We start from the raw sequence: 24822 nt of genomic DNA on the forward strand, positions 1-24822 counted from the left end.
CGAGCTTAGAAGAATCACGCTTAAAATCAGGATTTAACCAGCGGATTTAACCAGCCTTGCCGCGTAAAATCCATCCAGGCCGCCAAGCCGCGGATCGGCGTGCGGCAAATGGCAGGGCAGGGTGCGCAAATCACCGTCAGTGGTGATGATCTCCTCGAGGCCCGCGACTTCGCCCTTCTCGACCGGCGCGCGCCGCAGGCCTGATTCGCTCGCCAGCAGCGCGGCGATCGCCCGCTCGCCTTCCTCCGGCTCCAGCGAACAGGTGCAGTAGATCAGCGTACCGCCGACCTTGAGCAGCGCGACCGCCTTTTGCAGCAGCCGCTTCTGCAACGCCGCCAGCGCGCCGATGTCGGCCTCCTGGCGCAGCCAGGCAACGTCGGGGTGACGGCGGATGGTGCCGGTCGAGGTGCAGGGCGCATCGACCAGGATGCCGTCGAAACTTGCGGCCTGCGCCGGCCATTCGGCCGCGTCGGCGACGATGGGCTCGGCCGATAGCGCCAGCCGCGTGAGGTTGTCGCGCAGCCGCGCCATTCGCGCCGGCGAGCGGTCGATCGCGGTGACACGGGCGCCGGCCAGCGCCAGCTGCGCGGTCTTGCCGCCGGGCGCGGCGCAGAGATCGGCGATCGCTTTGTCCTTGACGTCGCCGAACAGCCGCGCCGGCAGCGCGGCGGCGGCGTCCTGCACCCACCATTGGCCTTCGGCGAAACCGGGCAGCATGGTGACGGAACCCTGCAGCAGCGTGCGCACGGTTCCCGTCGGCAGCCGCTCGCCATGCAGGCGACTTGCCCATTGCAGGGCGTCCGCCTTCACCGTGAGATCGAGCGACGGCTCGTGGCCGAGCGCGAGCGCCATGTTGCGCGCGGTCTCCTCGCCGTAATGCGCGGTCCAGCGCGCCAGCATCCACTGCGGCAGGTCGAGCGTCTGCGTCTTCACCTCGTCGATCAGCCCCTGGCCCTCGCGCGCACAGCGGCGCAGCACGGCGTTGACGAGCCCGGCATATTTCGCCGCGCGGCGGTCCGATTGCACCAGCCGCACCGATAGATCGACCGCGGCGTGATCGGGCACGTCCATCCAGAGGATCTGCGCGGCGCCGATCAGAAGCGCGCTTTGCGCACGCGGCGCATCAGTCGGGACGCCGCGGTCGAGCAGCCGCGACAGCAGATGGCCGAGCGTGCCGAGCCGGCGCAGGATGGTCGACACCAGCCGGCGCATCAGCGCGCGGTCGCGATCGGCGAGCGATTTCAGACCGGGATGCGCGCCGGCGCCGTCGAGTTGATCATCGAGCGTGCGATGCTTGTGCAGCACGCCGTCGAGAATGTCGGCCGCAATACGGCGTGCCGCGAGACCGGGCACTTCGGCGGGAACTGCAAACCTTGAAGGGGGCATGAAGCGGAGATATCTCGAAAGGTGCTGAGTTACATTCGGCTCATGCCCGTAACGCGAGAAACACCTCTGGCATGCGAATATGCCAAATGTAAGAATCGCGCTGAGGGATTTCAGGAACGTGATGCCGTCACTGTGAGGGCATCACAAGTCGAGGCACGCAGCCGGAGAGTTTGTCGAGAAATCTGCCGAAGAGCTTTGCCAAAGAGTCCTGCCAAAGAGTCCCGCCATGTCCGAGAAATCTCCACCTGAAAAAATTACATCGCCCGCGGAACCCGCCCCGCGCAAGCCACTGACGCCGGCGGCGCAACGCGCGCTCGCCGAAGCGGAGGAGCGGCGCAAGGCTGCAGAGCAAAACGCAGCCGCGCGGCCGAAGGAATATCAGGGCCCGAAAGGTCCCGAGCCGACGCGTTACGGTGACTGGGAAACCAAGGGCATCGCGTCGGACTTTTGAGACTCTTGGTAACCTGTGCCGTGCGACCCTTGCCTGAGGCCGCGAGTCGGGCTTAGCTTGGGAATATGTCCCCATACGAGAGAATAAATGCTCATCGGGTGCCGGGACGCCCGCCATTCGGGCGGCCGTCGTCCGGTCGCTCGGTTTGGGGCCGGCGCTTCTCCTCGGTGCTGCCATGGGTGTTCGTGCTCGGCATCGCCATCGGCAGCACGCTTCCGATCCGCCAGTGGGTGCATTGGCCGCCGCACTGGTCGCTCGGCCGGTCGCAAGATACCTACGTGATCTTGCAGCGTACCGGCGCGCCCGACATCCGGCATGCCGTCGACGTGATCAGGACCATCGATGGCGACACATTCGAGGCGCGGGTGCATCTGTCGCCGGGCCCCGATCTGATCACGCGGGTCCGGCTGCGCGGCATCGATGCGCCGGAGCTGAAGGCGTCGTGCTGGCGCGAGTTGCAGATGGCGGAAGCGGCGACGGTGGCGCTGCGCGATCTGCTCGGCCAGGGCAGCGTCGCGATCTACAATGTCGGCCCCGACAAATATCAGGGACGCGTCGTGGCCGACGTCGCAACGAGGAAGACCGACAACGTCTCGTCCGCGCTGCTCGCCGGCGGCTATGCGCGCGTCTACAATGGCGGTCACCGCTTCGGCTGGTGCGCGAACGCCGCGCGTTGAGCGGCCGTGCCGACGAAAGCAAAAGGCCGCGCAGAGGCGCGGCCTTTGTCGTGTGCAACCTTGCTGTGGATCAGCGGGTGACGACGACGGTCGCGCCGACCGAAACGCGCTGATAGAGATCGGTGATATCGCTGTTCAGCATGCGGATGCAGCCGTAGGAGACGAAGCCGCCGACCGAGCCCGGCACGTTGGTGCCGTGGATCGCGTATTCGCCGCCGGCGAGCGTCATCGCGGCGACGCCCATCGGGTTGCGCGGCGAGCCGCCGGGGATCACGTCCGGCATGTTGGGCTTGTCGCGCTTCACCTCGGCGGGCGGCGACCAGGCGGGATTGGTGTATTTGCCGTCGATCTTCGTGGTGCCGGCCCACTGCTTGCCGGCCTTGCCGACGCCGACCGGGTAACGCATCGCATGGCCGGAATCGAGAATGAGATAGAGCCGCCGTTCGTTGGTCCTGACCACGATGGTGCCCGGCTCGTAATTGTCAGCGTGTATCCCGACCATTTCCGGCCGCGCTTCGGCCGCAGAAGACATCAACACGCCCGCCCCGATAGTGGCGGCCACCGCCACCGCAATCCTCACCGACATCACACTCTCCACGTCCCAACAGCTCCCTGGGGAGCCAAAAACGAAGCGACAAGCCCCTGCAAAAACGGGCCTGCGGTCTCACGCACGCGATGTTAACCGCGTGTCTTAACCGGATGGTTGCCACGGCGGTCGCGAGACACGTTCTGATGGCGGCAAGAAAGAAAATCTTCCGATTAAAGTAAATGACTTGAAAACAACACTTGGCCACAAACGCGCCGCGTGCGCGCCACGTCTCTGACAATCCCGTGAAAGGCAGAGGGCCGCAGCGAATTGCGCGCGGCCCTCAGATTCGTCGTGCGATGTTGCCGGTGTCAGCTTACGCCGGCGCGCCCTTCTTGTTCTGGCGGTTGTGCACGAGGTCGTCGACCACGGCCGGATCGGCCAGCGTCGAGGTGTCGCCGAGGCTGGACGGATCGTCCTCGGCGATCTTGCGCAGGATGCGGCGCATGATCTTGCCGGAGCGGGTCTTCGGCAGGCCGGGCGCGAATTGAATCAGATCCGGCGAGGCGATCGGGCCGATGTCCTTGCGGACCCAGGCCACCAGCTCCTTGCGCAGCGCCTCGGTCGGCTCGGTGCCCTTCATCAAGGTGACATAGGCATAGATGCCCTGGCCCTTGATGTCGTGGGGGTAGCCGACCACCGCAGCCTCGGAGACCGCCTCATGCGCGACCAGCGAGCTCTCGACCTCGGCGGTGCCCATGCGGTGGCCGGAGACATTGATGACGTCGTCGACCCGGCCGGTGATCCAGTAAAAGCCGTCGGCGTCGCGCCGGCAGCCGTCGCCGGTGAAGTACTTGTTCTTGTAGGTCGAGAAGTAGGTCTGCTCGAAACGGTCGTGGTCGCCATAGACCGTGCGCATCATTCCCGGCCAAGCGCGCGTGAGGCAGAGATTGCCCGAGGTCTCGCCGTCCAGCGTCTTGCCGTCGGCGTCGACGATTTCAGGCACTACGCCGAAGAACGGCCGGGTCGCCGATCCCGGCTTCAGTTTTGTCGCCCCGGGCAGCGGCGTGATCAAAATGCCGCCGGTCTCGGTCTGCCACCAGGTGTCGACGATCGGGCAGCGGTCGTCGCCGACCACGCGGTGGTACCACTCCCAGGCCTCCGGATTGATCGGCTCGCCGACCGAGCCGAGCAGCCGCAGCGAGGCGCGCGAGGTCTTCTTCACCGGCTCGTCGCCGCCCTGCATCAGCGCGCGGATTGCGGTCGGCGCGGTGTAGAAGGTATTGACCTTGTGCTTGTCGATCACCTGCCAGAACCGCGAATTGTCCGGGTAGTTCGGCACGCCCTCGAACATCAGCGTGGTCGCGCCGTTGGCGAGCGGCCCATAGAGAATGTAGCTGTGGCCGGTGACCCAGCCGACGTCGGCGGTGCACCAGTAGATGTCGCCGTCGTGATAGTCGAAGACGTATTGATGCGTCATCGACGCGAACACCAGATAGCCGGCCGAGGTGTGCAGCACACCCTTCGGCGTGCCGGTCGACCCCGAGGTATAGAGGATGAACAGCGGATCCTCGGCGTTCATCGGCTCGCACGGGCATTCGGTGGTCACCATCTCGGCGGCGGCGTGATACCAGAGGTCGCGCGTCGGGTTCATGTCGACCTTGCCGCCGGTGCGCTTGACCACCACGACCCAGTCGACGCCGCCGGTTTTGGCGATCGCCGCATCGACATTGGCCTTCAGCGGCACCTTCTTGCCGCCGCGCAGGCCCTCGTCGGCGGTGATGATCACCTTGGAGTCGCAGTCCTTGATGCGCTGGGCGAGGCTGTCGGGCGAGAAGCCGCCGAACACCACCGAATGAATCGCGCCGATCCGCGCGCAGGCCAGCATCGCGTAGGCCGCCTCCGGAATCATCGGCAGATAGATCGTGACGCGATCGCCCTTCTTCACGTTCCGGGTGCGCAGGATGTTGGCCATCTTGCACACTTCGTCATGCAGCTGGCGGTAGGTGATGTGCTTGGACTCGGAGGGGTCGTCGCCCTCCCAGATGATCGCGGTCTGGTCGCCGCGCTTGTCGAGGTGGCGGTCGATGCAGTTCCAGGCGACGTTCAGCTCGCCGTCCTCGAACCATTTGATCGAGATGTTGCCCGGCGCGAAGGAGACGTTCTCGACCTTGGTGAAGGGCTTGATCCAGTCGACCCGCTTGCCGTGTTCGGCCCAGAAGCCGTTGGGGTCCTTGACCGAGCGCGCATACATCTCGCGATATTTGGCGTCATCGATATAGGCGCGCTTGGCCCAGTCGGCCGACACGTCATAGATCTTCTCGGACATTCGCTTCCTCCACTCACTGCCACCAGCCAACAACGCGCCGGCAAGCCTTCTTGATCATTGCCGAATTATGCGTTGCCGCATTCCGGCCCGGCAAGGAAAAAGGACTGTACTTTCGTCGCGTCAAACCGCCGGGCATGCTCTGCGCTTCTACCTGTGGTAGGATGGCTTGCCGCAACGCACCGACGAGTAACCTCTATGATGGATCGCCTGCTCCGCGTCACTGCTCTCTTGGTCGTAGTCATGTCGCTCTCGGCGCCGCTCGCCCGCGCCGAGACGGCGGCGCCGGCGCCGTCAGCGGACGCGCTGGCGGCCGCGCGGGAGCTGGTAACCACCATCCACTTCGTCGATCAGTTCAAGGCGCTGATGCCGACGCTGATGACGAGCCTCAAGCCCGCCATCGTGCAGGGCCGCAGCGAAGTCGAGCGCGACTACGACGCCCTGATGCCGGTTATGCTCGCGGCCTTCCAGGCCCGCTTCAGCGAATTGTCGGAGGCGGTCGCCATCGTCTACGCCAACAACTTCACTCCCGACGATCTGCGCGGCCTGATCGCCTTCTACAAGACCCCGGTCGGCCAGAAATTCCTCGCCAAGTCGCCCGCGCTCACGCAGCAATCCCTGCTGGCCGGCCAGAAGTTCGGACAGTCGGTTTCCGTCGAGCTGCGGCAGCGGATGATCGAGGAGCTGCGCAAGAAGGGCCACAATATCTGACCCGGTTCCGGGTCGTTCCCGGGCCCCAAATCGGTACGGACCGCCGCCTCCGCCGACGGTTCCAGCGATCAATTCCCCGTATCAGGGCAGGCCGACATCAAGGTTATCGGCCGAATGGCACCCATGAAAGGTATTTAGAAACCTCTAATGACTGATTCGCGACTCGCAATGTCGGCCGAGACCCCCTAAATGGCCTTCCCGGGGCCCAGACGGCCCGCCGGAACGAAGCCCCAAGAAGCGGCATTACCCGGAGAACAGGAACAAGGCGTCTAGCGAAGATGATGGATCAGCAGAACATCGCGGCTGTGCGGCCCGTTTCCGCCGATCCTGCTGTCGCTTTGGCAAAGGCGCTTGGCCAATGGCCGAAGCCGCGTCCGGCCAGCAAGCCCGGCACAATCAAGCTCGACGCATCAGGCGCCATCAAGGCCTCAGTTGAGGAACTCGCCCGCGACCTCGGCCTGCGGCTCGGCGACCAGAACGAGCTGACGATCCGCCGCATCAAGCGCGGCAAGACATATTCATTCGTTCGCGCCAACGGCTCGCACGTCCGCGACGCCCGCACCATCCGCAGGCTGCACGCGATGGCAATGCCTCCGGCCTATCGCCAGGTGCGCTACTCCACCGATCCGAACACGCATCTGCAGGCGGTCGGTCTCGATGCCGCCGGCCGGCTGCAATACCGCTATCACGCCGATTGGGAGAAGGTCCGCGAGCAACGCAAGGCGCATCGCCTCGCCAAGCTGGTGGCCGCGCTGCCGAAGATCCGGCGCAAGGTCTCGGCGTTTTTGTCGGGCGACGAGCCGACCCGCGAATTCGCGCTGTCGGCGGTGATCGAGTTGATCGCGCGCACCGCGATCCGTCCCGGCAACGAGTCCTATGCCCGCCTCAACGGCACCCGCGGCGCCACCACGCTCTTGAAGTCCAACGTCACGCTGGAAGACGATTCGCTGGTGCTGACATTCAAGGCCAAGGGCGGCAAGGCCGTGCGCAAGGAATGCGATGCGGCCAAGCTGGTGCGCGCGATCGGCGTTCTGCGCGCGGTGCCAGGCAAGCGCATGTTCCAGTATTACGACCGCTCGGGCGTCGTCCGCGCCGCCTCGACCACCGCGGTGAACGCGTTCCTGCGCGAGATCGCCGGCATCAAGATCTCGCTGAAGGATTTCCGCACCCTGATGGCGTCGGCGGTCGTGGTCGAATCGCTGTCGCGGATCACGCCGGCCACCAGCCAGCGCGGCCGCAAGCGCCAGGTGCTGGACGCGATCCGCGCCGCCGCCGACCAGCTCTCCAACACGCCGGCGATCTGCCGCAAGAGCTACGTCCACGACACCATCGTCACCGCTTTCGAGGACGGCATCCTCGAGCGCTTCGCCGCGACGATGGGCGGCTACCGCACCCAGAGCAAGCGCGAGCAACTGCTGGCGCAGGTGGTGATGGCGGCGGGGGCTTGATTTCTTCCCTTCTCCCCTTGTGGGAGAAGGTGGCGCGGACGTAGTCCGCGACGGATGAGGGGTCTCTCTCCGTTTGCGAGAGTGTGCCGAGGGGCGCGATACCCCTCACCCCGCTTCGCTTCGCGAAGCGACCCTCTCCCACAAGGGGAGAGGGTTCACAGCCCGCCCATCTTGCAGACCATCTTCCACTCATCCGCCGTCACCGGCTGCACCGAGAGCCGCGAGTATTTCACCAGCGCCATGTCGGCGAGTTTCTTGTCGGCCTTGATCGCGGCCATCGTCACTGGTGTCGGCAACGGCTTGTCGGCCTTGATGTCGACGCAGACGAACTTGCCGGTCTTGTCGGTCGGATCGGGATAGGCTTCCTTGATGATCTCGGCGATGCCGACGATCTCCTTGCCCTCGTTGGAGTGATAGAAGAATGCCTTGTCGCCCTTCTTCATGTTCACGAGGTTCTGTCGCGCGGTGAAATTACGCACGCCGGTCCAGGCTTCGCCCTTTGCGCCCTTGGCGACCTGCTGGTCCCACGACCAGCTCGACGGTTCGGATTTCACCAGCCAGTACGCCATCGTCATTCCTCCGCCTTGAACGGCCGTGTCAGCAGGCCCTCGATCGCGGCATCGATGGTCAGCCTGTTTGCCAGGATCGCCGCGACCGCATTTGATACCGGCATATCGACATTTTGCGAAGCCGCCAGCTCGACCAGCACCGGCGCGGTGAACGCGCCCTCGGCGAGCTTGCCGACCGGTGCGGCCTCGCCGCGGCCGAGCGCGGCGCCGAGCGCAAAGTTGCGCGATTGCGCGGTCGAGCAGCTCAGCAGCAGGTCGCCCAATCCCGATAGCCCGGCCAGCGTCTCGGCGCGGGCGCCGCAGGCGCGCCCGAGGCGGGCGAGCTCGCTGAAGCCGCGCGTCGTCAGCGCCGCAAGCGCGGAGGCGCCGAGATTCTTGCCCACCACGATGCCGGCCGCGATCGCCAGCACATTCTTCGCCGCGCCGCCGATTTCGACGCCGCGCACGTCGGTCGCGTGATAGGGTCGGAACGTCGCCGAGCCGAGCGCCTGCACCAGTGCGCGCGCCAGTGCCTCGTCTTTCGTCGCCAATGTCACTGCGGTCGGCAGCCCGCGCGCGACGTCATCTGCAAAACTCGGCCCCGACAGGATCGCGGGCACCGCCTGCGGTGCGGCCTCGGCGACGACCTCGGTCATGAATTTGTGCGTGCCGTGCTCGATGCCCTTGGCGCAGGCGATGACGGGCGTGCCGGGCTTGAGATGCGGCGCAAGGTGACCGACCGCGGCGCGCAAATGCTGTGCCGGCGTTGCGGCGAGGATGATGTCGGCGCGCGCCGCAGCCGCGATATCTGATGTCACCGCGATCGCAGGGTCGAGGCGCACACCGGCGAGCTTCGGATTGATCCGCGTCGCCTCGATCTGCGCCGCATGGGCGGCGTTGCGTGCGTAGAGCGTGACGCTGCGCCCGGCGCGCGCCGCGACATCGGCCAGCGCCGTGCCCCAGGCGCCGGCTCCGATCACGCTGACTGATGTGTACGCCGGCATCGGCTGGCTCTATCGGGCTCCCTCTCCCCGCGCTTGCGGGGAGAGGGTTGGGGTGAGGGGCTGCATCAGCGAGCACCGGCCGTGCGGAGAGTCCCCCTCACCCGGATCGCATCTGGTGACGCGATCCGACTTCTCCCCGCATCCGCCTTCGCCCGAAGGCGGGCTTCGGCGGACAAGAGCGGGGCGAGGTGAAGCGGAGATCGCGGCGCGAGTGATTTCCATTTGTAGAACTCAATATCCCGCGCGGCTGTTGGCGTGGCCGGCGGGCGCCTTGGCGTTGGCGTCGAGCAGCCAGCGGGCGCGCGGCGGGGCTTCCATCGTGTCGGTCAGGCCGAGCGCCATCCGCTCGGCGCCGGCCCAGGCGATCATCGCGCCATTGTCGGTACACAGCGCCGGCGGCGGGATGATCAGCGTGGTCTCGGCGCGCGCAGCGACATCCTGCAGCGCGCCGCGGATTGCACGGTTGGCGGCGACGCCGCCCGCCGCGACCAGCGCCCGCGGCGTGCCGAACTGCTCCTGGAACAATTTCAGGCCGACGCTCAGCCGGTCCGCCGTCGTTTCCAGCACCGCGGCCTGAAAACTCGCGCAGAGATCGCTGACGTCCTGCGGCTCCAGCGGCACCAGCCGGCTCGCTTCGTTGCGCACCGCGGTCTTCAGTCCCGACAGCGAGAAATTCGCATCGGGCCGCCCGAGCATCGGGCGCGGAAAGGTAAAGCGCTTGGCGTCGCCGTCCTCGGCGGCGCGCTCGACCTGCGGCCCGCCCGGATAGGGCAGCGACAGCATCTTCGCCACCTTGTCGAACGCCTCGCCCATCGCGTCGTCGACCGTGGTGCCGAGCCGCACATATTGTCCGACGCCGACCACGGCGACGATCTGGGTGTGGCCGCCCGAGGCCAGGAACAGGCAGTACGGGAACGCCAGCGCGCAGGTCAGCCGCGGCGTCAGCGCGTGCGCCTCGAGATGGTTCACCGCGATCAGCGGCGTGTCATGCACCATCGCGATCGCCTTTGCGGTGGTCAACCCGACGATCACGCCGCCGATCAGGCCGGGGCCCGCCGCCGCCGCCACCGCCGAGAGCTGCGCATAGCCGACGCCGGCCTCCTTCATCGCGCTCGCGACGATGCCGTCGAGCAGGTCGACATGGGCGCGCGCGGCGATCTCCGGCACCACACCGCCGAAGCGGGCGTGCTCGGCGGTCTGCGAGCGCACGATGTTGGACAGGATTTTTCCCGAGCCGTCCGCCTGGCGCTCGACCACGGCGGCCGCGGTCTCATCGCAGGTGGTCTCGATTCCCAACACCAGCATCGGCGGTTCGTGACCCAATTTCGGCCCTTGTGCTACGAGCATGATCCGGACGGATGGGAACTGCCTGTCCGGCCGTGCTCAATTTCGAGAGAGATGTCCCTTCCGGGGTAGCATTGCGAGGTCTCAAAGTGCAATCGGTCGGCAGTGTCCATTTCTTGCGGTTGGAGTCCTGACCGGTGGTTGTCCTCGTTACGCGCCCGTATCCCGACAATGAGGCGACGCTGGCTGCCCTGCGCAAGCGGGGCTTTGACGCCCTGGCGGCGCCGCTGCTGCGCTTCGAGCCGCTGCCGTTTCATGACGATGACGGCGCCGATCATGACGCCGTCATCGTGACCAGCGCCAATGCGCTGCGGGCGATCGATCTCGCCGGCAGCCGGCTGTTGCGGCTGCCGCTGTTCGCGGTCGGGACCCACACCGCCGACGCCGCGCGCACGGCCGGCTTCGGCCAGGTGATCACGGCCAAGGGCGATGCGGCGGCGCTGCGCGACCTCGTGCTGTCGCAGGTCAAGGCCGGCAAGCTGAAAAAGGCCGCCACGCTGCTCTATCTTGCCGGCGCCGATCTCTCGCGCGACCTCGCCGGCGAGCTCGGCGCCAAGGGATTGACCGTCGTCACCCACACCGCCTACCGGATGGCGCCGGTGTCAAGCTTGCCGGGCGAGATCGGCGACGCCTTCATGGCGAACCGGATCACGGCGGTGCTGCATTATTCCCGCCGCAGCGCCCAGGCCTTTGTCGACGCGGTGCGGGCCGGCGGGCTGGAGATTTCGGCCTTGGCGCTGCCGCAATGCTGCATGTCAGCCTCGGTCGCCTCCGTCCTGCATGACGCCGGCGCCACTCAGGTGGTGGTGGCGTCCCAGCCGGATGAAACTGCCCTGCTCGATGCCTTAGGGCGTGCCCTGCGCCCGACGTCGACATAATTCTTTCGTCTGAACATGATGTTAGCCAATGCCCGGTTTTTCCGATCGTGCTCTAAGAAGCTGCGCCGATTCTGCTAGAATGTGCGGCCAGCAAGTATTGAGGACCCCCCGCGATGGCTGAAGAGAGGCCCGAGGACACCGCACCGTCGCCGGATGCAAGGCCGAAGCGCGCGCCGCCGACCATCGATCTCGCGGCGACCGAGGTTTCCAGCGAGACCAAGGCGGAGGGGCCCAAAGAGGCGGGCATAGGGCCGGCCAAGGACGCGGCGAGCGCATCCGCGGATGCGGCCGCGCCTGAGACGACGCCCCAGCCTGAGGCCGCGCCGCAGCCGGAGCCCGAGACCGTTGCCACGGCGGCGGAATTTGAACCGCCGCGCCCGGTGTCGCCCTGGGTGATCGCGCCGGTATCCGGTGCGGTCGCCGCGGCGCTGGTGATCGCCGTCGGCTGGCTGCTCGGCTGGCCGGCGGTGCAGCCGGCGGCGACACCGCAGCTCAATACCGTCGCGGCCATCGACGAACTCACCGGCCGCATCGCCGGCGTCGAAGCGAAGCTGAGCAAGCCGGCGGGCGATCCCGCGACGGCGGCGCGGCTGGAGGCGCTCGACAGATCGATCACGGCGCTGCGCAGCGAGCTCGCCACGACGCGCGCACAATCCGACAAGCTCGCGGCCGCGGCCAATGCTGCCCCGCGCAACGGTGCGGCCGCGCCGGATCTTTCCGGCATCACCGCGCGGATCGACCGGATCGAGGGCGCGCTGAAAGCACAGGACGGCAAGATCGCCGACAGCAAGGCCGAAGCGAAGGCCGACGACGTGCCGCTCCGCCGCGTGGTCGCGGCATCGCTGCTCGACGTCGCGGTCCGCCATGGCGATCCCTACGGCTCGGCGCTCGACGCCGCCAAGGCGCTCTCCGACGATTCCGCGATGCTGAAGCCGCTCGAGACCTTTGCGGCGTCGGGCGTGCCGAGCGCGAACGCGCTGTGCCGCGAGCTGCTCGAGATCGTGCCGCGCCTCGCACCGCCGCCGCCCGATGCGCCTGTGGCCAACGCCGGGCTGGTCGATCGTCTGCAGGCCGGCGCCTCAAAGCTGATCCGCATCGAGCGGACCGACGGCACCGGCACCGATCGCGGTAGCATCGTCGCGCGCGTGACATCTGCCGCCGTCCATAATGATCTTGCATTGACCGAGCGCGAATTGAAGTCGCTGCCGCCGGCCGATCGCACCGCGGCGCAAGCCTGGCTCGACAAGGTGGACGCACGCCGCGCGGCGCTTGGCGCCTCGCGGAAATTCGCCGACAACGCCATGGCGGCGCTCGCCACGGTCAACCAGTAGGTCATTGCAATAGGTCTTTGATGATCCGGATCATTCTGTTTCTCCTGCTGATCGCGGTCGTTGGTGGGGGCGCGGCCTGGCTGGCCGATCAGCCCGGCGATCTTGTGCTGTCATGGGGCGGGCTGCGCCTGACGTCGAAGCAGCCGCTGTTCCTGCTCGCGCTCGTGCTGGTCGGCGCGATGCTGGCAGGCGTGATCCTGCGCGCGCTGTGGAAGGTGCCGGCTTACGTCCGCCGTAACAGGCGCGAGCGGCTGCACGCCCGCGGCCGCCGCGCCATCACCCAAGGTTTGCTCGCGATCGGCCACGGCGATTCGACCTCGGCGCGCGTGCATGCCGAGGTGGCGCGGCGCCATGCCGGCAACGATCCGCTGACACTGCTGTTGCACGCGCAATCGGCGCAGCTCGACGGCGACCGCGACGGCGCGCAGCGCGCCTTCCGCGCCATGGCCGAGCGCGAAGACACGCGGCTCTTGGGCCTGCGCGGCCTGTTCATCGAGGCGCAGCGCGCCGACGATCCGGTCACCGCGGTGATGGTCGCCGAGGAAGCGCTAAAACTGTCGCCGTCGTCGTCATGGGCCTCGCATGCGGTGCTCGGCTTCTGCTGCGCCAAGGGCGATTGGGCCGGTGCGCTGTCGATCATCGACAACAACCAGAGCTCCGGCCTGATCGACAAGGCGACCTACCGGCGGCAGCGCGGCGTGCTGCTCACGGCGCGCGCGCTGGAATTGGAGAGCGTCGATCGCGACCTGGCGCGCGAGAGCGTGAAGGAGGCGGTCAAGCTGGCGCCGACGCTGATCCCGGCCGCGGTGTTGGCGGCGAAGTTCGAGAGCGAGGCGCATCAGGTGCGCCGCGCCATGCGTCTGGTCGAGACCGCGTGGCTGGCGCAGCCGCATCCCGACCTCGCCGATGCCTACGCCCATGTGCGGCTCGGCGATGCCGCGCGGCAGCGCCTGGTCCGGGTCGAGACGCTGGCGGCGAAGACGCCGGGCCACATCGAGGGCGCGCTGGCGATCGCCCGCGCCGCGATCGATGCCTCCGAATTCGCCAAGGCGCGCGCGGCGCTGGAGCCGTTCATCGCAGCGCCGACCCAGCGCGTCGCGCTGTTGATGGCCGAGATCGAGCGCACCGAGCACGGTGACAGCGGCCGCGCCCGCGCCTGGACCCTGCGCGCGGTGCGCGCGCTGCACGATCCGGTCTGGACCGCCGACGGCTATGTGTCGGACCGCTGGCGCCCGGTGTCGCCGGTCACCGGCCGGCTCGACGCCTTCCAGTGGCAGACTCCGGTCGCCGCCCTGCCGTCGGACAAGGGCAGCGCGATCGAGACCTCGCCGTTCGAGGAAGCGATGCTGGCGCCGCGCCCGGTCGAGCCGCCGAAGCCGGCGGCCAGCGAGCTGCCGGCCCCCGCGCCAACACCGGCCGAGCCGATCGAGGTCAAGCCAGCCGAGTCGGCCCCGACCGTGCAGGACAACGTCCCGGTGCCCACGGCCCTCGAAGCTGAACCGGCCCCGGCCGAACCGGCGGCCACGCCCGAGCCCGCCCCGAAGCCCGAATCAGCGCCCCCGGCTCCGGCCCCCTTGTTCCGGTCACGGACCGACCTGCCCAAGACGGCACCGGCTCCGATCCCCGCCGTGATCCCGATCGTTCGCGCCCCCGACGACCCCGGCGTCGACGAGGACGGCCCCGCGGACGAATTCGCGGAACAAATCGGCCCGCCAAAGGCCCAGATCGGCGGCTGGAAGGGATTTCTGTCACGTTTGGGAAGCTAATCTGCGGTTAGATGCCCGCAGAAGCGCGGGTTGCAGACCCGTTTGCCTTGCCAATCGGGCCCATGCCCGATATCAGGTGGCACGCGTTATCAGGCAGTCGCGAACGGTCCGCCGCAATAGCTCAGTCGGTAGAGCACGTCATTCGTAATGACGGGGTCGGGGGTTCGAATCCCTCTTGCGGCACCAGCGCTTAGCCCCGATTTCGCGACTTCAGATTTTGCCATAGGTACGGGAGGCCATCCGCGCTGCTTCCCGGACGCGTGGAAATCGACTTCGCCCCTTGCGCCGCTAGCTGCAGCTCGCTCCCGTGAAAGGGAGGCGGCCGTTGCCTTGGCTGAGCCGATCCGATGCAGTAACCTCATTGAGCGCATCACAACCATGTTAAGCGGAGGCCCTCCGTGGAACATCGAGGCATCAGCTTTTCAGTCATAGAAATGAGCTACCCGAGCGGTTGGAAATGGACCGTGGGAAAGGGCAGGACAGTCTCGGTCGGCGTTTGCGCTACTAGGCAGGATGCGATCCGTCAGGCTCAGACTTTCATTGACGCAATCATGGACTGGGCAGCGTAGAGGCCCCGGCCCCAGTTTCTGGAATTTTCTGCATCGTGCCGAGAGGCATTATGGGCCGATCCGCGCCGACGAATTTTGGCCCTACCCCCCGGGGCGCACCCTAGGCCAGGAGGGATCGGCCGCGCGGCGAGGGACTAGTTAGACCGCGCCGTAGAAGTGCCGGTATTGCCAAGCCGCTTCCCTGTGCAGCTCGGGTTCAGACCATGCCCGGTCGTTGAAGCGCGTGACGGACATCAGGGAGAGATCAACGCGCGGCTCGCCATCCACTATCCAGGTTGCGAGCAGCTCTCCAACGGCTGGCGAAATCGAAAGCCCGGCGACATTGCATCCGCTTGCAAAATAAAAGCCCGCAGCACCGGGCGCCGGGCCGAGAATATGATGACCGTCAGCAGTCATCGTCGGTATGCCGCCGCGAAATTCTCGCACCTTGGCGGTTTGCAGGACCGGGAACTGATCCTTGACTTCGGTGGCGGCAGCACGAAGCACCTCGATGTGGAGTGGCATGTCCTTGACGTCGAAATTGGCACCGAGCGACTGCATGTCGAAAAATCTCGGCGTTTCCTCGTAAACGCCCCAGAGGAAGCCACCCTGGCACGGGCGCGTGTACACCGCCGCATCCATGATCCGAACCATCGGCAGGTCGGCGCGCGCGCCGTCCAACGGTTCGGTCACGATCAGTTGCTGGCGGGTCGGGACCAGCGGGACACGAATTCCACTTGCCTCCGCTACCTGTCGCGTCCATGCACCCGCCGCATCGACGACGATGGAGCCTTCAATGATGCCGTTCGCGGTGGTTACGCCCGTCACCTTGCCGGCGCTGATGTTCACGCTCAGCACGTCTGTGTTCGGCAACAGAGTCGCGCCCTGACGCGCCGCTGCCTTGGCGAAGCCGACGGCAACCTGAGCCGGGTCGAAATACCTGTCGTCGCCGATCCACATTGCCGCTACCACGCCCGTCGGCTTCAGAAATGGATTGAGGCGGCTGGCCTGCTCTGGAGAAATCAGCTCGACATCGAGGCCCATACGCCGACTGCGCTCGAAGTCGGCCTTGATCACCTCCGCGTCTTGCGGCCGACGCGCGATCTTCAGACTGCCCGAATGCACCCAATCGAGAGGCTGTCCGGTTTCTTCGGTGAATGCTTCAATCTTGCGGCATGCGTCCTTGATGAGGCTTGTCATCAGGTCGCTTTTGCGAACGCAGCTCACCATGCCTGCAGCGCGCGGCGAGGTTTGCGATCCGATATCATGCTTGTCGACGAGAGCTACGCTGAGACCTTTGCGTTTGCTCAAGTGATACGCTGTGGCAGCGCCGAGGCCGCCGGACCCAATAATGATGGCATCGGCATTGTTGATCATGACGCCGGCCCCGAAATAGATTAGGTGCGAGCGAACCCTATCACGCGGCGGAGCCGACTGACCATGCTCGGCTGTCGTTGGCCCCAGCGCAGCGGCGGCTTTACGGCAATAAGAAAAAACGCCCCTGGATCGAATCCAGGGGCGCTGTCTGCTCGAATGCTGATCCCGGCGAAGCTACCGCGCTAATCCGCCACCGTCTGAATGACGCTGCTCACCGGCCTCGCCGCCGCCGTCGGCACCTTCTCGTTCTTCACCATCATCGCGTCGTATTCGGGCAGCGTCTCGAGTTGGCTCTTGGCTTTCATCCACACCACCTTGTAGCCGCCGGCCTTCAGCTTGCGCAGCAGGGTCGGCAGCGCCTGGGCGGTGTGCTTTTGCAGGTCGTGCATCAGGATGATGCCCTTGTGCTCCTTGTCGAGCTTGGTCATCACGTTGTTGATCACCTCGTCGGCGTTCTTCGACTTGAAGTCGTTGGAATCGACGTCGACCGAGAACATCGCGATGTTGCGGGTGCCGAGATAGGCCGTGGTCGCCGGGGTGTGGGCCAGCGCCGGGAAGCGGAAGAACGGCGCGGGGTTTTGGCCGAGCGCGAGCTTCACCGCGCTAAAACCCTTCTCGATCTCGTCCTTGGCCTGCTGCTCGGTGATCTTCTTGCCGGCGAGATGCGCGTGCGACCAGGTGTGGGCGCCGATGGTGTGGCCGGCGGCGGCGACCTGGCGGAGAATGTCCGGATGGTAGGTGGTGTGCATGCCGATCGGGAAGAACACCGCCCTGGTGCACTCGTCGGCCAGCGCCTTCAGCACGGCGGGCGTGGTCGGCCACGGACCGTCGTCGAAGGTCAGCACGATCTCCTTCTCGGTCAGGAAGTCGTACTGCTTGTACTGCAGGAAGCCGAAGCCGGGCCCGCCGTTGGTGTCGACCACCACGGTGCGGCTGACGCCGAGCGCGTCGGGATTGTTGCAGGTCGTCTTCGGCGCGGCCGCGACCGGTGCGGGCTGCGGCGCCGGAGCGGGAGCCGGGGCCGGCGCGGCCTCGGCGCGCTTCGACGACAGCGCCGCGGTGACCTCGACATCGTCCCTGGCGGCCAGCTTCGGCGCCGGCGCGGGCGCCGGATCGGCCTTGGCAGCCTGGGTTTGGGGAGCGGTGGCGCGGGAGGAGGTCCAGAACCACGCTCCGGCGATCACGACCGCCATGACAACACTGGCCAGCATCAGGCCCAATGGATTACGCATCGCTACAAAACTCTCTCGGAACTCGGGGAAACGCCAACAGCTGTAACGAGCGATTAGTGCCAACAAGGTCTTAACGCGATCCCAACACGGCGCCAGAAGCGGAAGAAAAAGCGTGCCTTGACCCGTGCTTTGCACCTTCGTGACGACCGTCACAGTCGCGAATCCCGCGCCCGCGCAGGATCGGACCCCGTCAACCGGCCCACGCCGCGGGCCGATGGGAGCCGATCATGACCGCAGTCAGAAGTCAGTTTGCAAAGGCCGCCCGCCGCGCTGGCGTTTGTGGCTGTCTTCGCGCTGTCCTCGACCGCGAGCTTTGCCTTGAGAGCGGAAGCGCGGCAGATGTGAACCGGCGACGCGTTCCGCCTGTGCAGCGACGAGATCCCTGATATCCCGAAGATCACCGCCTGCATGATCAAGCACCGCACCCAGCTGAGCAGCGGCTGCCGTGTCGCGCTGGACCGCGACCTCGCCGCCCAGCGTCGCCCCTCCGCGGACTGATTGCGGTGCACTCAAGCGCCTGCGGCGACGAGCCGCGGGCCTGGGATCGCCAAGAGATATCCGAGGGGATTGCAGGCAAATCGGAACCTTGGTGCCCGTTCCGCCGTTTCAAGCTTCTGCGGCGCGCTGAAACCCTATAGAACCGGCGGCGCATTGATTAGAGGCTTTGAGATGACCCGATTCCTGCTTGCCGTGATTCCGCTGGTTCTGCTGACGTCCGCTGCTTCGGCGCAGCAACAACAGGGGCGAGAAGCCTGCACCCGCGACGCCCAGCGGCATTGCCGCCCCGTGCTCAATAACGGCGACGACGCCGTGCTGGCCTGCCTGCAGCAGCATCGCGCCCGGCTGAGCAAGGGTTGCCAGAAGACGCTGACCGAGCACGGGCAGTAGGGCCAACCATCATTCTGGGCGATGCGAAGCATCGAACCGCGGCGCGCACCTGAGAATCTCGAGATTCCGGGTTCATCGCTGGTGCGATGCCCCGGAATGACGGACGTGGAGAGGCTACGTGCTGTTTCCCGCCGCGCCCGCGGCGGTCGCGACCACCGGGATCACTTCCCTCGCGGCCCGGTCCGGCGTCTCGTCCTTCCAGCGCACCGAACCGAACGGACGCTCCAGCATCCGGCGCACCCGCACCGGCTCCGGGCCGATGTGGAAGTCGATGGCCTTCTGGTACAGCTCGCGCTCGGCCTGCGTCGCGCGGTTGCGCTGGCGCAGGAAATCGAGCCAGGTCGGGCAGTGGTAGCGCTCGGTCCACAATTCCGGATCGGCGATGTCGCGCGCGATCGACCAGCCATAGGCGCCGTTGCGCTGGCGGCTCAGCTGCACGTCCTGCATCACGTTGTGAAAGGCGCGGGCGTTGTCCTGCGCCACCCGGTATTCGATCTCGACCACCAGCGGCCCGCTGCGGGCGGTGAGCTGCAACTGCACCTCGGGATCGGCCAGCGCTTCGCTGGCATCCTCGTTGCGCGCGCCGACCCGCGGCATGCGCAGCCAGATGCCGAGCAGCGGCGACAGCAGCATCAATCCGGCGGAGATCAGCAGCGCGGTCTCGACGCCGCCGATGTCGGTGATGCGGCCCCAGCCCCAGCTGCCGATCGCGATGCCGCCGGCAATCGCGGCCTGGAAGGCGGCGAGCGAGCGGCCCGCGACCCAGCGCGGCGCCGAGAGCTGCACGCCGATATTGAACAGCGCCACCGCGAGCATCCACGCCGCGCCGGCGACGACCAGGGCGGCGGCCGTGATCACCGGCTCCGTGCTCAACGCCACCGCGGCGATCGCAGCGCCCATCGACAGCGCGCAGGCGCGCACCGCGGCCTCGCCGCTGAGCCGGCTCCGGATCTCTGAAATATTCAGCGCGCCGACTACCGCGCCCATGCCGAAGGCGCCCAGCATGATGCCGTAGGTCTGCGCGCCGCCATGCAGCAAGTCGCGCGCCACCAGCGGCATCAGCGCCGAGACCGAGCCGCCGATGATGCCGGTCACCATGGTGCGGGTCAGCACGATCTTGATCGACGGCGAATTGGTGATGTAGCGCACGCCCGAGACCATGGCGCGGTTGAGCCGCTCGCGCGGCAGCCGCGACGGCTCGGTGACCCGGTTCCAGAGAAACAGCACCACCAGCAGCGGCAGATAGAGCACAGCGTTGGCGGCGAACGCCGCCACCGCGCCGGCGGAGGCAACCACGATGCCGCCGATCGCCGGGCCAAAGCTGCGCGCGATGTTGTAGCTGATGCCGTTGAGCGCGACCGCGGCCGGCAGCGTCTCGGCCGGCACCTGCTCGCTGACCGAGGATTGCCAGGCCGGCCCGAACAGCGCCATGCCGCTGCCGACGACGAAGCACAGCGCGAGCAAAATGTTTGGCGTCACCAGATTGAGCCAGGCCAGCACGGTCAGCGTGGTGGCGCCCACCAGTGCGATCGCGAGCGACACCAGCGCGACGATGCGGCGGTCATGCATGTCGGCGATCGCGCCGGCCGGCATCGAGATCAGCATCACCGGCAGCATCAGCGCGGTCTGCACCAGCGCGACCTTGTCGGCCTCCGACGTCATCTGGGTCATCGCCCAGGCGGCGCCGACGCCCTGGATCAGGATGCCCAGATTGGAGAGCAGGCTGGCGAGCCAGATTCGCCGGAAGATTGAGTGCCGTAACGGTGCAGTGATACTGTCGGTGCGTTGCCGCGGTTCGGTCATATCCGGTTCCGTTTGGCCTGCTATGGCTTGAGTGTAGATTCCGGCTGCATCAAGAGATGCCCGCGAAACGCGTGTCCTGTCCAGCGTTTACGGTATCATTCGCCGGCGCAGGGCACAGCTAAAGTACTGAAACGCTTGGGGAAGGGGACAATGGGGCTGACGCGGCGAACAATTTTGCAAGGTGCCGGGGCGCTGTCCCTGATGGCGGGCCGATTCGCTGCGCCGGCGATGGCCCAGACGGCCACGGCAGCACCGGCCGGCGACCTGCCGCCGATTCTGTTCGTGCATGGCAATGGCGACCAGGCGCCGCTCTGGATGACGACGATCTGGCGGATGGAATCCAATGGTGTGCCGCGCGAGCGTATGTTCGCGATCAACTTCACCGATCCCTTGGCGCGCACCGACGACAAGGTCGAGCAGGCGGGCCGCTCCTCGACCGAGGACCAGCGCCGCGAGCTCGCCGAGGCGATCAGGCAGTTGAAGCAGACCACCGGCGCCGCGAGGGTCGCGCTGGTCGGCAATTCGCGCGGCGGCAATGCGATCCGCAATGTCGTCAAGAACGGCAATGGCGGCGATGTCAGCCATGCCGTGCTGTGCGGCACGCCGAACCACGGCGTCTATGCCTGGGATGACGGCCTCGGCAACGAGTTCAACGGCCGCGGCCCGTTCCTGCACGGCCTCAACGAGGGCGACAGCGAGGTGACGGCGGGCACCGCGTTCCTGACGCTGCGCAGCGACGGCATCGACAAGTTCGCGCAAGACGACGGCCGCTTCGTCGGCAAGCCGGGCACGCCGACCAACATCACCGCGGAAGGCCCGGCGCTGAAGGGCGCCACCAATCTGGTGCTCGGCGCGATCGATCATCGCGAGACCGCCTTTCATCCGCGCGCGTTCCGCGAGATCTACAAGTTCATCGCCGGGCGCGAGCCGTTGCGGATCGAGATCGTGCCGGAGGCCGAAGTCAGGCTGAGCGGCATCGTCACCGGCACGCCGGGCGGCGTGCAGACCAATCGTCCGGTGTCCGGCGCGTCGGTCGACATCTATCGGGTGTCGGCGGAGACCGGCGAGCGCATCGGCGGGCCGGTGCACTCGTCGCAGACCAGCGCCGACGGCCGCTGGGGTCCGGCGCAGGTCGATGCATCCTGGCCGCTCGAATTCGTGCTGACCTCGCCCGGCGCGGTGACGACGCACATCTACCGCTCGCCGTTTCCGCGCTCGTCCGACATCGTGCATCTGCGCGCGGCGCGGCCGCTCGGGCAGGCCGACGCCGGCGCCGGCGCGGTGGTGCTGATGTCGCGGCCGCGCGGCTATTTCGGCCTGCCGCGCGACGTCGTGCTGCTCGACGGCAAGGAGCCGACCGACGTCAAGAGCGGCGTGCCGACGGATTCGGTGACCACCTTGCGGCTCGCCGCGGCGGATGCCGGCCGTCCGGTGGTCGCGCTGTTCAACCAGGAGCGTATCGTGATGCGGGCCTGGCCGGCCGCAGAGAACCGGATTGCGGTCGCCGAACTGACCTACTAGTTGTTTTCAAGGTCCGCGCGCCTTGTTGGCGCCGGGATCGCCTGCCTGGATGACATTGTAGCCCGCACGAGCGCAGCGACTGCGGGTGTCTTGAAACCGGCCCCGGATGTCGCTTCGCTCATCCGGGCTACCACTGCGGGACACCCATGAGCATAGCCGAGGTCTACGACATCACGGTCACGCGGCGCCCCCTGGTGCCGCCGATGCCGCCGCGCGCGCCCGACAACATGACCGCGTTCGGGCGGATGCGCGCGATGCGCAACTCGCCGATCGAGACCTGGGGCGCGCGTGCCTATCAGGAGGACATCGTGCAGGGCCGTTTCTTCGGCCGCGCGAGCTTCATCCTCAACACGCCGGATGCCATCAGGCATGTGCTGGTCGACAATTTCGAGAACTACACCCGCACGCCGGCCGGCATCCGCGTGCTGCGTCCGATCCTGGGCGAAGGCCTACTCATCGCCGAGGGCCGGGCGTGGAAGCATCAGCGCCGCACCCTGGCGCCGGCGTTCACGCCGCGCGCGGTGACGTCGCTCGTACCCTACATGGTCGCGGCGGTCGACGAGACCATCGCCAAGCTGAAGGCCGCGACCGACGGCCCGGTCGATCTGCGCGAAGTGATGCAGCGGATGACGCTGGAGATCGCCGGCCGCACCATGTTCTCGTTCGGCATGGACCGTCACGGCGCGGCGCTGCGCGATTTCGTCATGGAGTATGCCGACAAGTTCGCCCGGCCGCATATGCTGGACCTGCTGCTGCCGCTCGGCTGGCCGAGCCCGCAGGATTTCCGCCGCGCCCGTTTTCGCAAGCGCTGGACCGCGTTCGTCGGCGAGCTGATGGCCGAACGCCGCGCCGTCGGCAAGAACGACAACGCGCCGCCGCGCGACCTGTTCGACCTGATGGGCGCCGCGCGCGATCCCGAAACCGGCCAGGCGTTCACCGACGCCCAGCTCGGCGACGAGGTCGCCACCATGATCCTGGCCGGCCATGAGACCACCGCGACCGCGCTGTTCTGGGCGCTCTATTTGCTGGCGCTGGATCCCGCGCCCCAGGAACAGTTGGCCGCCGAGGTGCGCGGTGCGGCGGCAGCTGGCGCGCCGGACATCGAGCGGCTGAAATTCACCCGCGCGGTCGTCGAGGAGACCATGCGGCTCTACCCGCCCGCATTCCTGATCGCGCGTGCGGCGGGTGGTCCGGACACCATCGCGGGGCTTCCGGTCAAGAAGGGTGACCTGATCCTGATCGCACCATGGCTGCTGCACCGCCACGAGAAGCTGTGGCGCGATCCCAACGCATTCGTGCCGGCGCGCTTCATGACCGAGACGCCGCCCGACCGCTTCGCCTATCTGCCGTTCGGCGTCGGCGCCCGCGTCTGCATCGGCGCGCATTTCGCGCAGGTCGAGGCGACGCTCGCGCTGGCGAAAATCATCGGCGCGTTCCGCGTCGCCTTGGCCGACAAGGAGCCGGTGATCCCGATCGGCGTGGTGACGACGCAGCCGAACCGGTCCCCGATGTTCGCGATCACGCCCAGGTAATCAGACTTGAATCGAGACTTTGCATCGAGCTTCAATCGCGCCTTGCGCCCCGGCTTCAGCCACCTCATGTTAGGTGCTTCATGAGCGATATTCAGGCCCAAATCTCGGTGTTGCGGCAGACCACGGATCCCGCGGTCGCCGAAGCCATCGCGCATCTGATCGCGAAGGGCGAGGACCACGAGCTCAACCGGGTCAATGTGCTCGACTTCGCCAAGCACAAGGCCTTCGATGAGGAGCGGGTGATCTCCGGCTTCCTGCATGCCGCGCGGCTCGGCTTGTTCGAATTGACCTGGAATGTGCTCTGCCCGGGCTGCGGCGGCGTGCTCGATGCCCACGCCACGCTGAAATCGCTGCGCAGCGACGACTATCAATGCGGCCTCTGCGCCTGCGGCTACGAGGCCTCGGTCGACGAGCAGGTCGAGGTCGCCTTCACGGTGAGCCCGCGGGTCCGCCGCATCGCCGCGCATGATCCGCACACGCTGCCGATCTGGGACTACTACAAGCAGATATTCTGGAGCTCGGGCATCGACTTCAACAAGGAGTCGTTCGACGAGCTGTCGCAGGAGGTCGTGCTCGACGCGCTCGAACTGCCGCCCGGTGAAAAGGCGGTGCTGTCGCTGAACCTGCCGAAAGAGTTCATCATCGTGTTCGAGCCGGTGACGCATTCGGCGCAGTTCATCGACGTGCAGGGCGAGCCGACCAAGGACCGCCAGCATCTGTCGCTGATGTACAACAAGGTGCATGCGCCGGTCGGCAATATGACGTTGCGGCCCGGCCCCTTAAGGCTGTCGCTCGACAACCAGGCCGGCGTTCGGGCGTTGCCGTCGGTGTTCATCGCGGCCGAAGCGCTGCATCATCTGATCGGCAAGCGGAAACCGTTCCTCACCGCCAAGCGCGTCCTGAGCAACCAGACTTTTCGCGACATCTACAAAGCCGACAATCTCAATCTCGACCAGCGGCTCAAGATCACCTCGCTGACCTTCCTGTTCACCGATCTCAAGGGATCGACCGCGCTCTATGAGCGGGTCGGCGACCTGGCCGCCTTCGACTTGGTACGCGCGCATTTCCACGCGCTGCTCGACATCATCGCCTCGGAGCGCGGCGCCGTGGTGAAGACCATCGGCGACGCCGTGATGGCGACCTTTGTGCGTCCCGAACATGCGCTGGCCGCGGGCTTGCGCATGCGCGCGGCGATGAAGACGCTCAACGACGAGCGCGGCAAGGAGGATCTGGTCGTCAAGATCGGCATTCACGAAGGCCCGTGCCTTGCGGTGATGCTGAACGAGCGGCAGGATTATTTCGGCCAGACCGTGAACATCGCGGCACGGGTGCAGAGCCTGTCGACCTCGCAGGAAATCCACCTCACTCAGCCGGTGATCGCTTCGCCCGAAGTGACCGGCATTTTGGAGCGGGCGTCGATCAAGCCTATCCAGAAGGAAGCGGCGCTGCGCGGCATCGCCGACAAGATGGTGGTGTACGAGATACCGTGATTGCGCCAGCGGCAGCCGTCATTGCGAGCGAAGCG

20 protein-coding genes, 1 tRNA gene and 1 pseudogene are annotated in these 24822 nt (G+C 66.8%); 13 read left to right on the forward strand and 9 right to left on the reverse strand.

Annotated features, from left to right (window positions below; genetic code table 11):
• Positions 1-33: 33 nt before the first annotated feature.
• Positions 34-1386, reverse strand: a complete 1353-nt coding sequence (locus XH93_RS01260; RefSeq protein ID WP_194472084.1) for an RsmB/NOP family class I SAM-dependent RNA methyltransferase — start codon at positions 1384-1386, stop codon at positions 34-36.
• 226 nt (positions 1387-1612) lie between these two features.
• Between XH93_RS01260 and XH93_RS01265 the strand changes: the two genes are divergently transcribed.
• Together XH93_RS01265 and XH93_RS01270 are read left to right on the forward strand one after the other, a co-directional pair.
• The gene (locus XH93_RS01265) at positions 1613-1837 is read left to right on the forward strand and encodes a DUF1674 domain-containing protein (protein WP_194472085.1); all 225 of its coding nucleotides are present in this window, start codon (positions 1613-1615) and stop codon (positions 1835-1837) included.
• A gap of 65 nt (positions 1838-1902) precedes the next feature.
• Positions 1903-2514 (forward strand): thermonuclease family protein, encoded by a 612-nt coding sequence (locus XH93_RS01270; RefSeq protein ID WP_194472086.1) that lies wholly within the window; start codon positions 1903-1905, stop codon positions 2512-2514.
• A 70-nt stretch (positions 2515-2584) separates the two neighbouring features.
• On the opposite strand, the gene XH93_RS01275 is transcribed toward XH93_RS01270, so the two are convergent.
• Both XH93_RS01275 and acs read right to left on the reverse strand, forming a co-directional pair.
• Positions 2585-3100, reverse strand: a complete 516-nt coding sequence (locus XH93_RS01275; RefSeq protein ID WP_139479530.1) for a L,D-transpeptidase — start codon at positions 3098-3100, stop codon at positions 2585-2587.
• 316 nt (positions 3101-3416) lie between these two features.
• Positions 3417-5369, reverse strand: coding sequence for an acetate--CoA ligase (acs, locus tag XH93_RS01280; protein WP_194472087.1), 1953 nt, complete (start codon positions 5367-5369; stop codon positions 3417-3419).
• 198 nt (positions 5370-5567) lie between these two features.
• Between acs and XH93_RS01285 the strand changes: the two genes are divergently transcribed.
• Entirely contained in the window at positions 5568-6077 is a 510-nt protein-coding gene (locus XH93_RS01285; RefSeq protein WP_210340433.1) for a DUF2059 domain-containing protein, read from the forward strand.
• Between the two features lie 278 nt (positions 6078-6355).
• Positions 6356-7525: a DNA topoisomerase IB gene (locus XH93_RS01290; RefSeq protein WP_139479527.1), complete on the forward strand. Its 1170-nt coding sequence runs from the start codon at positions 6356-6358 to the stop codon at positions 7523-7525.
• Between the two features lie 155 nt (positions 7526-7680).
• Here XH93_RS01290 and XH93_RS01295 read toward each other — a convergent pair whose 3' ends face one another.
• The 3 genes from XH93_RS01295 to tsaD form a co-directional block, all read right to left on the reverse strand.
• On the reverse strand, positions 7681-8094 hold the full coding sequence (locus tag XH93_RS01295) for an EVE domain-containing protein (protein WP_139479526.1): 414 nt from the start codon (positions 8092-8094) through the stop codon (positions 7681-7683).
• Positions 8095-8096: 2 nt separating this feature from the next.
• The gene (locus tag XH93_RS01300) at positions 8097-9077 is read right to left on the reverse strand and encodes an NAD(P)H-dependent glycerol-3-phosphate dehydrogenase (RefSeq protein WP_194472089.1); all 981 of its coding nucleotides are present in this window, start codon (positions 9075-9077) and stop codon (positions 8097-8099) included.
• 231 nt (positions 9078-9308) lie between these two features.
• A complete protein-coding gene (gene tsaD, locus XH93_RS01305; protein WP_194472090.1) occupies positions 9309-10382 on the reverse strand; it encodes a tRNA (adenosine(37)-N6)-threonylcarbamoyltransferase complex transferase subunit TsaD in 1074 nt (357 codons plus the stop codon).
• Positions 10383-10558: 176 nt separating this feature from the next.
• Between tsaD and XH93_RS01310 the strand changes: the two genes are divergently transcribed.
• The 4 genes from XH93_RS01310 to XH93_RS01325 all read left to right on the forward strand — a co-directional run bounded on the left by XH93_RS01310 (position 10559) and on the right by XH93_RS01325 (position 14582).
• Positions 10559-11299, forward strand: a complete 741-nt coding sequence (locus XH93_RS01310; RefSeq protein WP_194472091.1) for a uroporphyrinogen-III synthase — start codon at positions 10559-10561, stop codon at positions 11297-11299.
• 113 nt (positions 11300-11412) lie between these two features.
• Positions 11413-12630 carry a COG4223 family protein gene (locus XH93_RS01315; protein WP_194472092.1) on the forward strand — a complete coding sequence of 406 codons (1218 nt, stop codon included), beginning with the start codon at positions 11413-11415 and terminating at the stop codon, positions 12628-12630.
• A 20-nt stretch (positions 12631-12650) separates the two neighbouring features.
• A complete protein-coding gene (locus XH93_RS01320) occupies positions 12651-14396 on the forward strand; it encodes a heme biosynthesis protein HemY (RefSeq protein ID WP_194472093.1) in 1746 nt (581 codons plus the stop codon).
• Positions 14397-14506: 110 nt separating this feature from the next.
• Positions 14507-14582, forward strand: a tRNA-Thr gene (locus XH93_RS01325).
• 521 nt (positions 14583-15103) lie between these two features.
• Here the strand turns inward: XH93_RS01325 and XH93_RS01330 are convergent.
• Both XH93_RS01330 and XH93_RS01335 read right to left on the reverse strand, forming a co-directional pair.
• The gene (locus XH93_RS01330) at positions 15104-16321 is read right to left on the reverse strand and encodes an FAD-binding oxidoreductase (RefSeq protein WP_194472094.1); all 1218 of its coding nucleotides are present in this window, start codon (positions 16319-16321) and stop codon (positions 15104-15106) included.
• Between the two features lie 182 nt (positions 16322-16503).
• A complete protein-coding gene (locus XH93_RS01335; RefSeq protein ID WP_194472095.1) occupies positions 16504-17553 on the reverse strand; it encodes a polysaccharide deacetylase family protein in 1050 nt (349 codons plus the stop codon).
• Between the two features lie 249 nt (positions 17554-17802).
• Between XH93_RS01335 and XH93_RS41970 the strand changes: the two are divergent.
• Positions 17803-18051 (forward strand): annotated as a pseudogene (locus tag XH93_RS41970) (hypothetical protein).
• Between the two features lie 171 nt (positions 18052-18222).
• Positions 18223-18441 carry a hypothetical protein gene (locus tag XH93_RS01340; RefSeq protein WP_139479517.1) on the forward strand — a complete coding sequence of 73 codons (219 nt, stop codon included), beginning with the start codon at positions 18223-18225 and terminating at the stop codon, positions 18439-18441.
• A gap of 114 nt (positions 18442-18555) precedes the next feature.
• Here XH93_RS01340 and XH93_RS01345 read toward each other — a convergent pair whose 3' ends face one another.
• Positions 18556-20244: an MFS transporter gene (locus XH93_RS01345; protein WP_194472096.1), complete on the reverse strand. Its 1689-nt coding sequence runs from the start codon at positions 20242-20244 to the stop codon at positions 18556-18558.
• Positions 20245-20394: 150 nt separating this feature from the next.
• On the opposite strand from XH93_RS01345, the gene XH93_RS01350 reads away from it, so the two are divergent.
• The 3 genes from XH93_RS01350 to XH93_RS01360 all read left to right on the forward strand — a co-directional run bounded on the left by XH93_RS01350 (position 20395) and on the right by XH93_RS01360 (position 24787).
• Positions 20395-21765 (forward strand): hydrolase, encoded by a 1371-nt coding sequence (locus tag XH93_RS01350; RefSeq protein ID WP_194472097.1) that lies wholly within the window; start codon positions 20395-20397, stop codon positions 21763-21765.
• A 146-nt stretch (positions 21766-21911) separates the two neighbouring features.
• The gene (locus tag XH93_RS01355; protein ID WP_194472098.1) at positions 21912-23297 is read left to right on the forward strand and encodes a cytochrome P450; all 1386 of its coding nucleotides are present in this window, start codon (positions 21912-21914) and stop codon (positions 23295-23297) included.
• 80 nt (positions 23298-23377) lie between these two features.
• On the forward strand, positions 23378-24787 hold the full coding sequence (locus tag XH93_RS01360; RefSeq protein WP_194472099.1) for an adenylate/guanylate cyclase domain-containing protein: 1410 nt from the start codon (positions 23378-23380) through the stop codon (positions 24785-24787).
• The last annotated feature ends 35 nt before the right edge of the window (positions 24788-24822 follow it).

The organism is Bradyrhizobium sp. CCBAU 51753, assembly GCF_015291565.1.
Taxonomy (GTDB): domain Bacteria; phylum Pseudomonadota; class Alphaproteobacteria; order Rhizobiales; family Xanthobacteraceae; genus Bradyrhizobium; species Bradyrhizobium ivorense.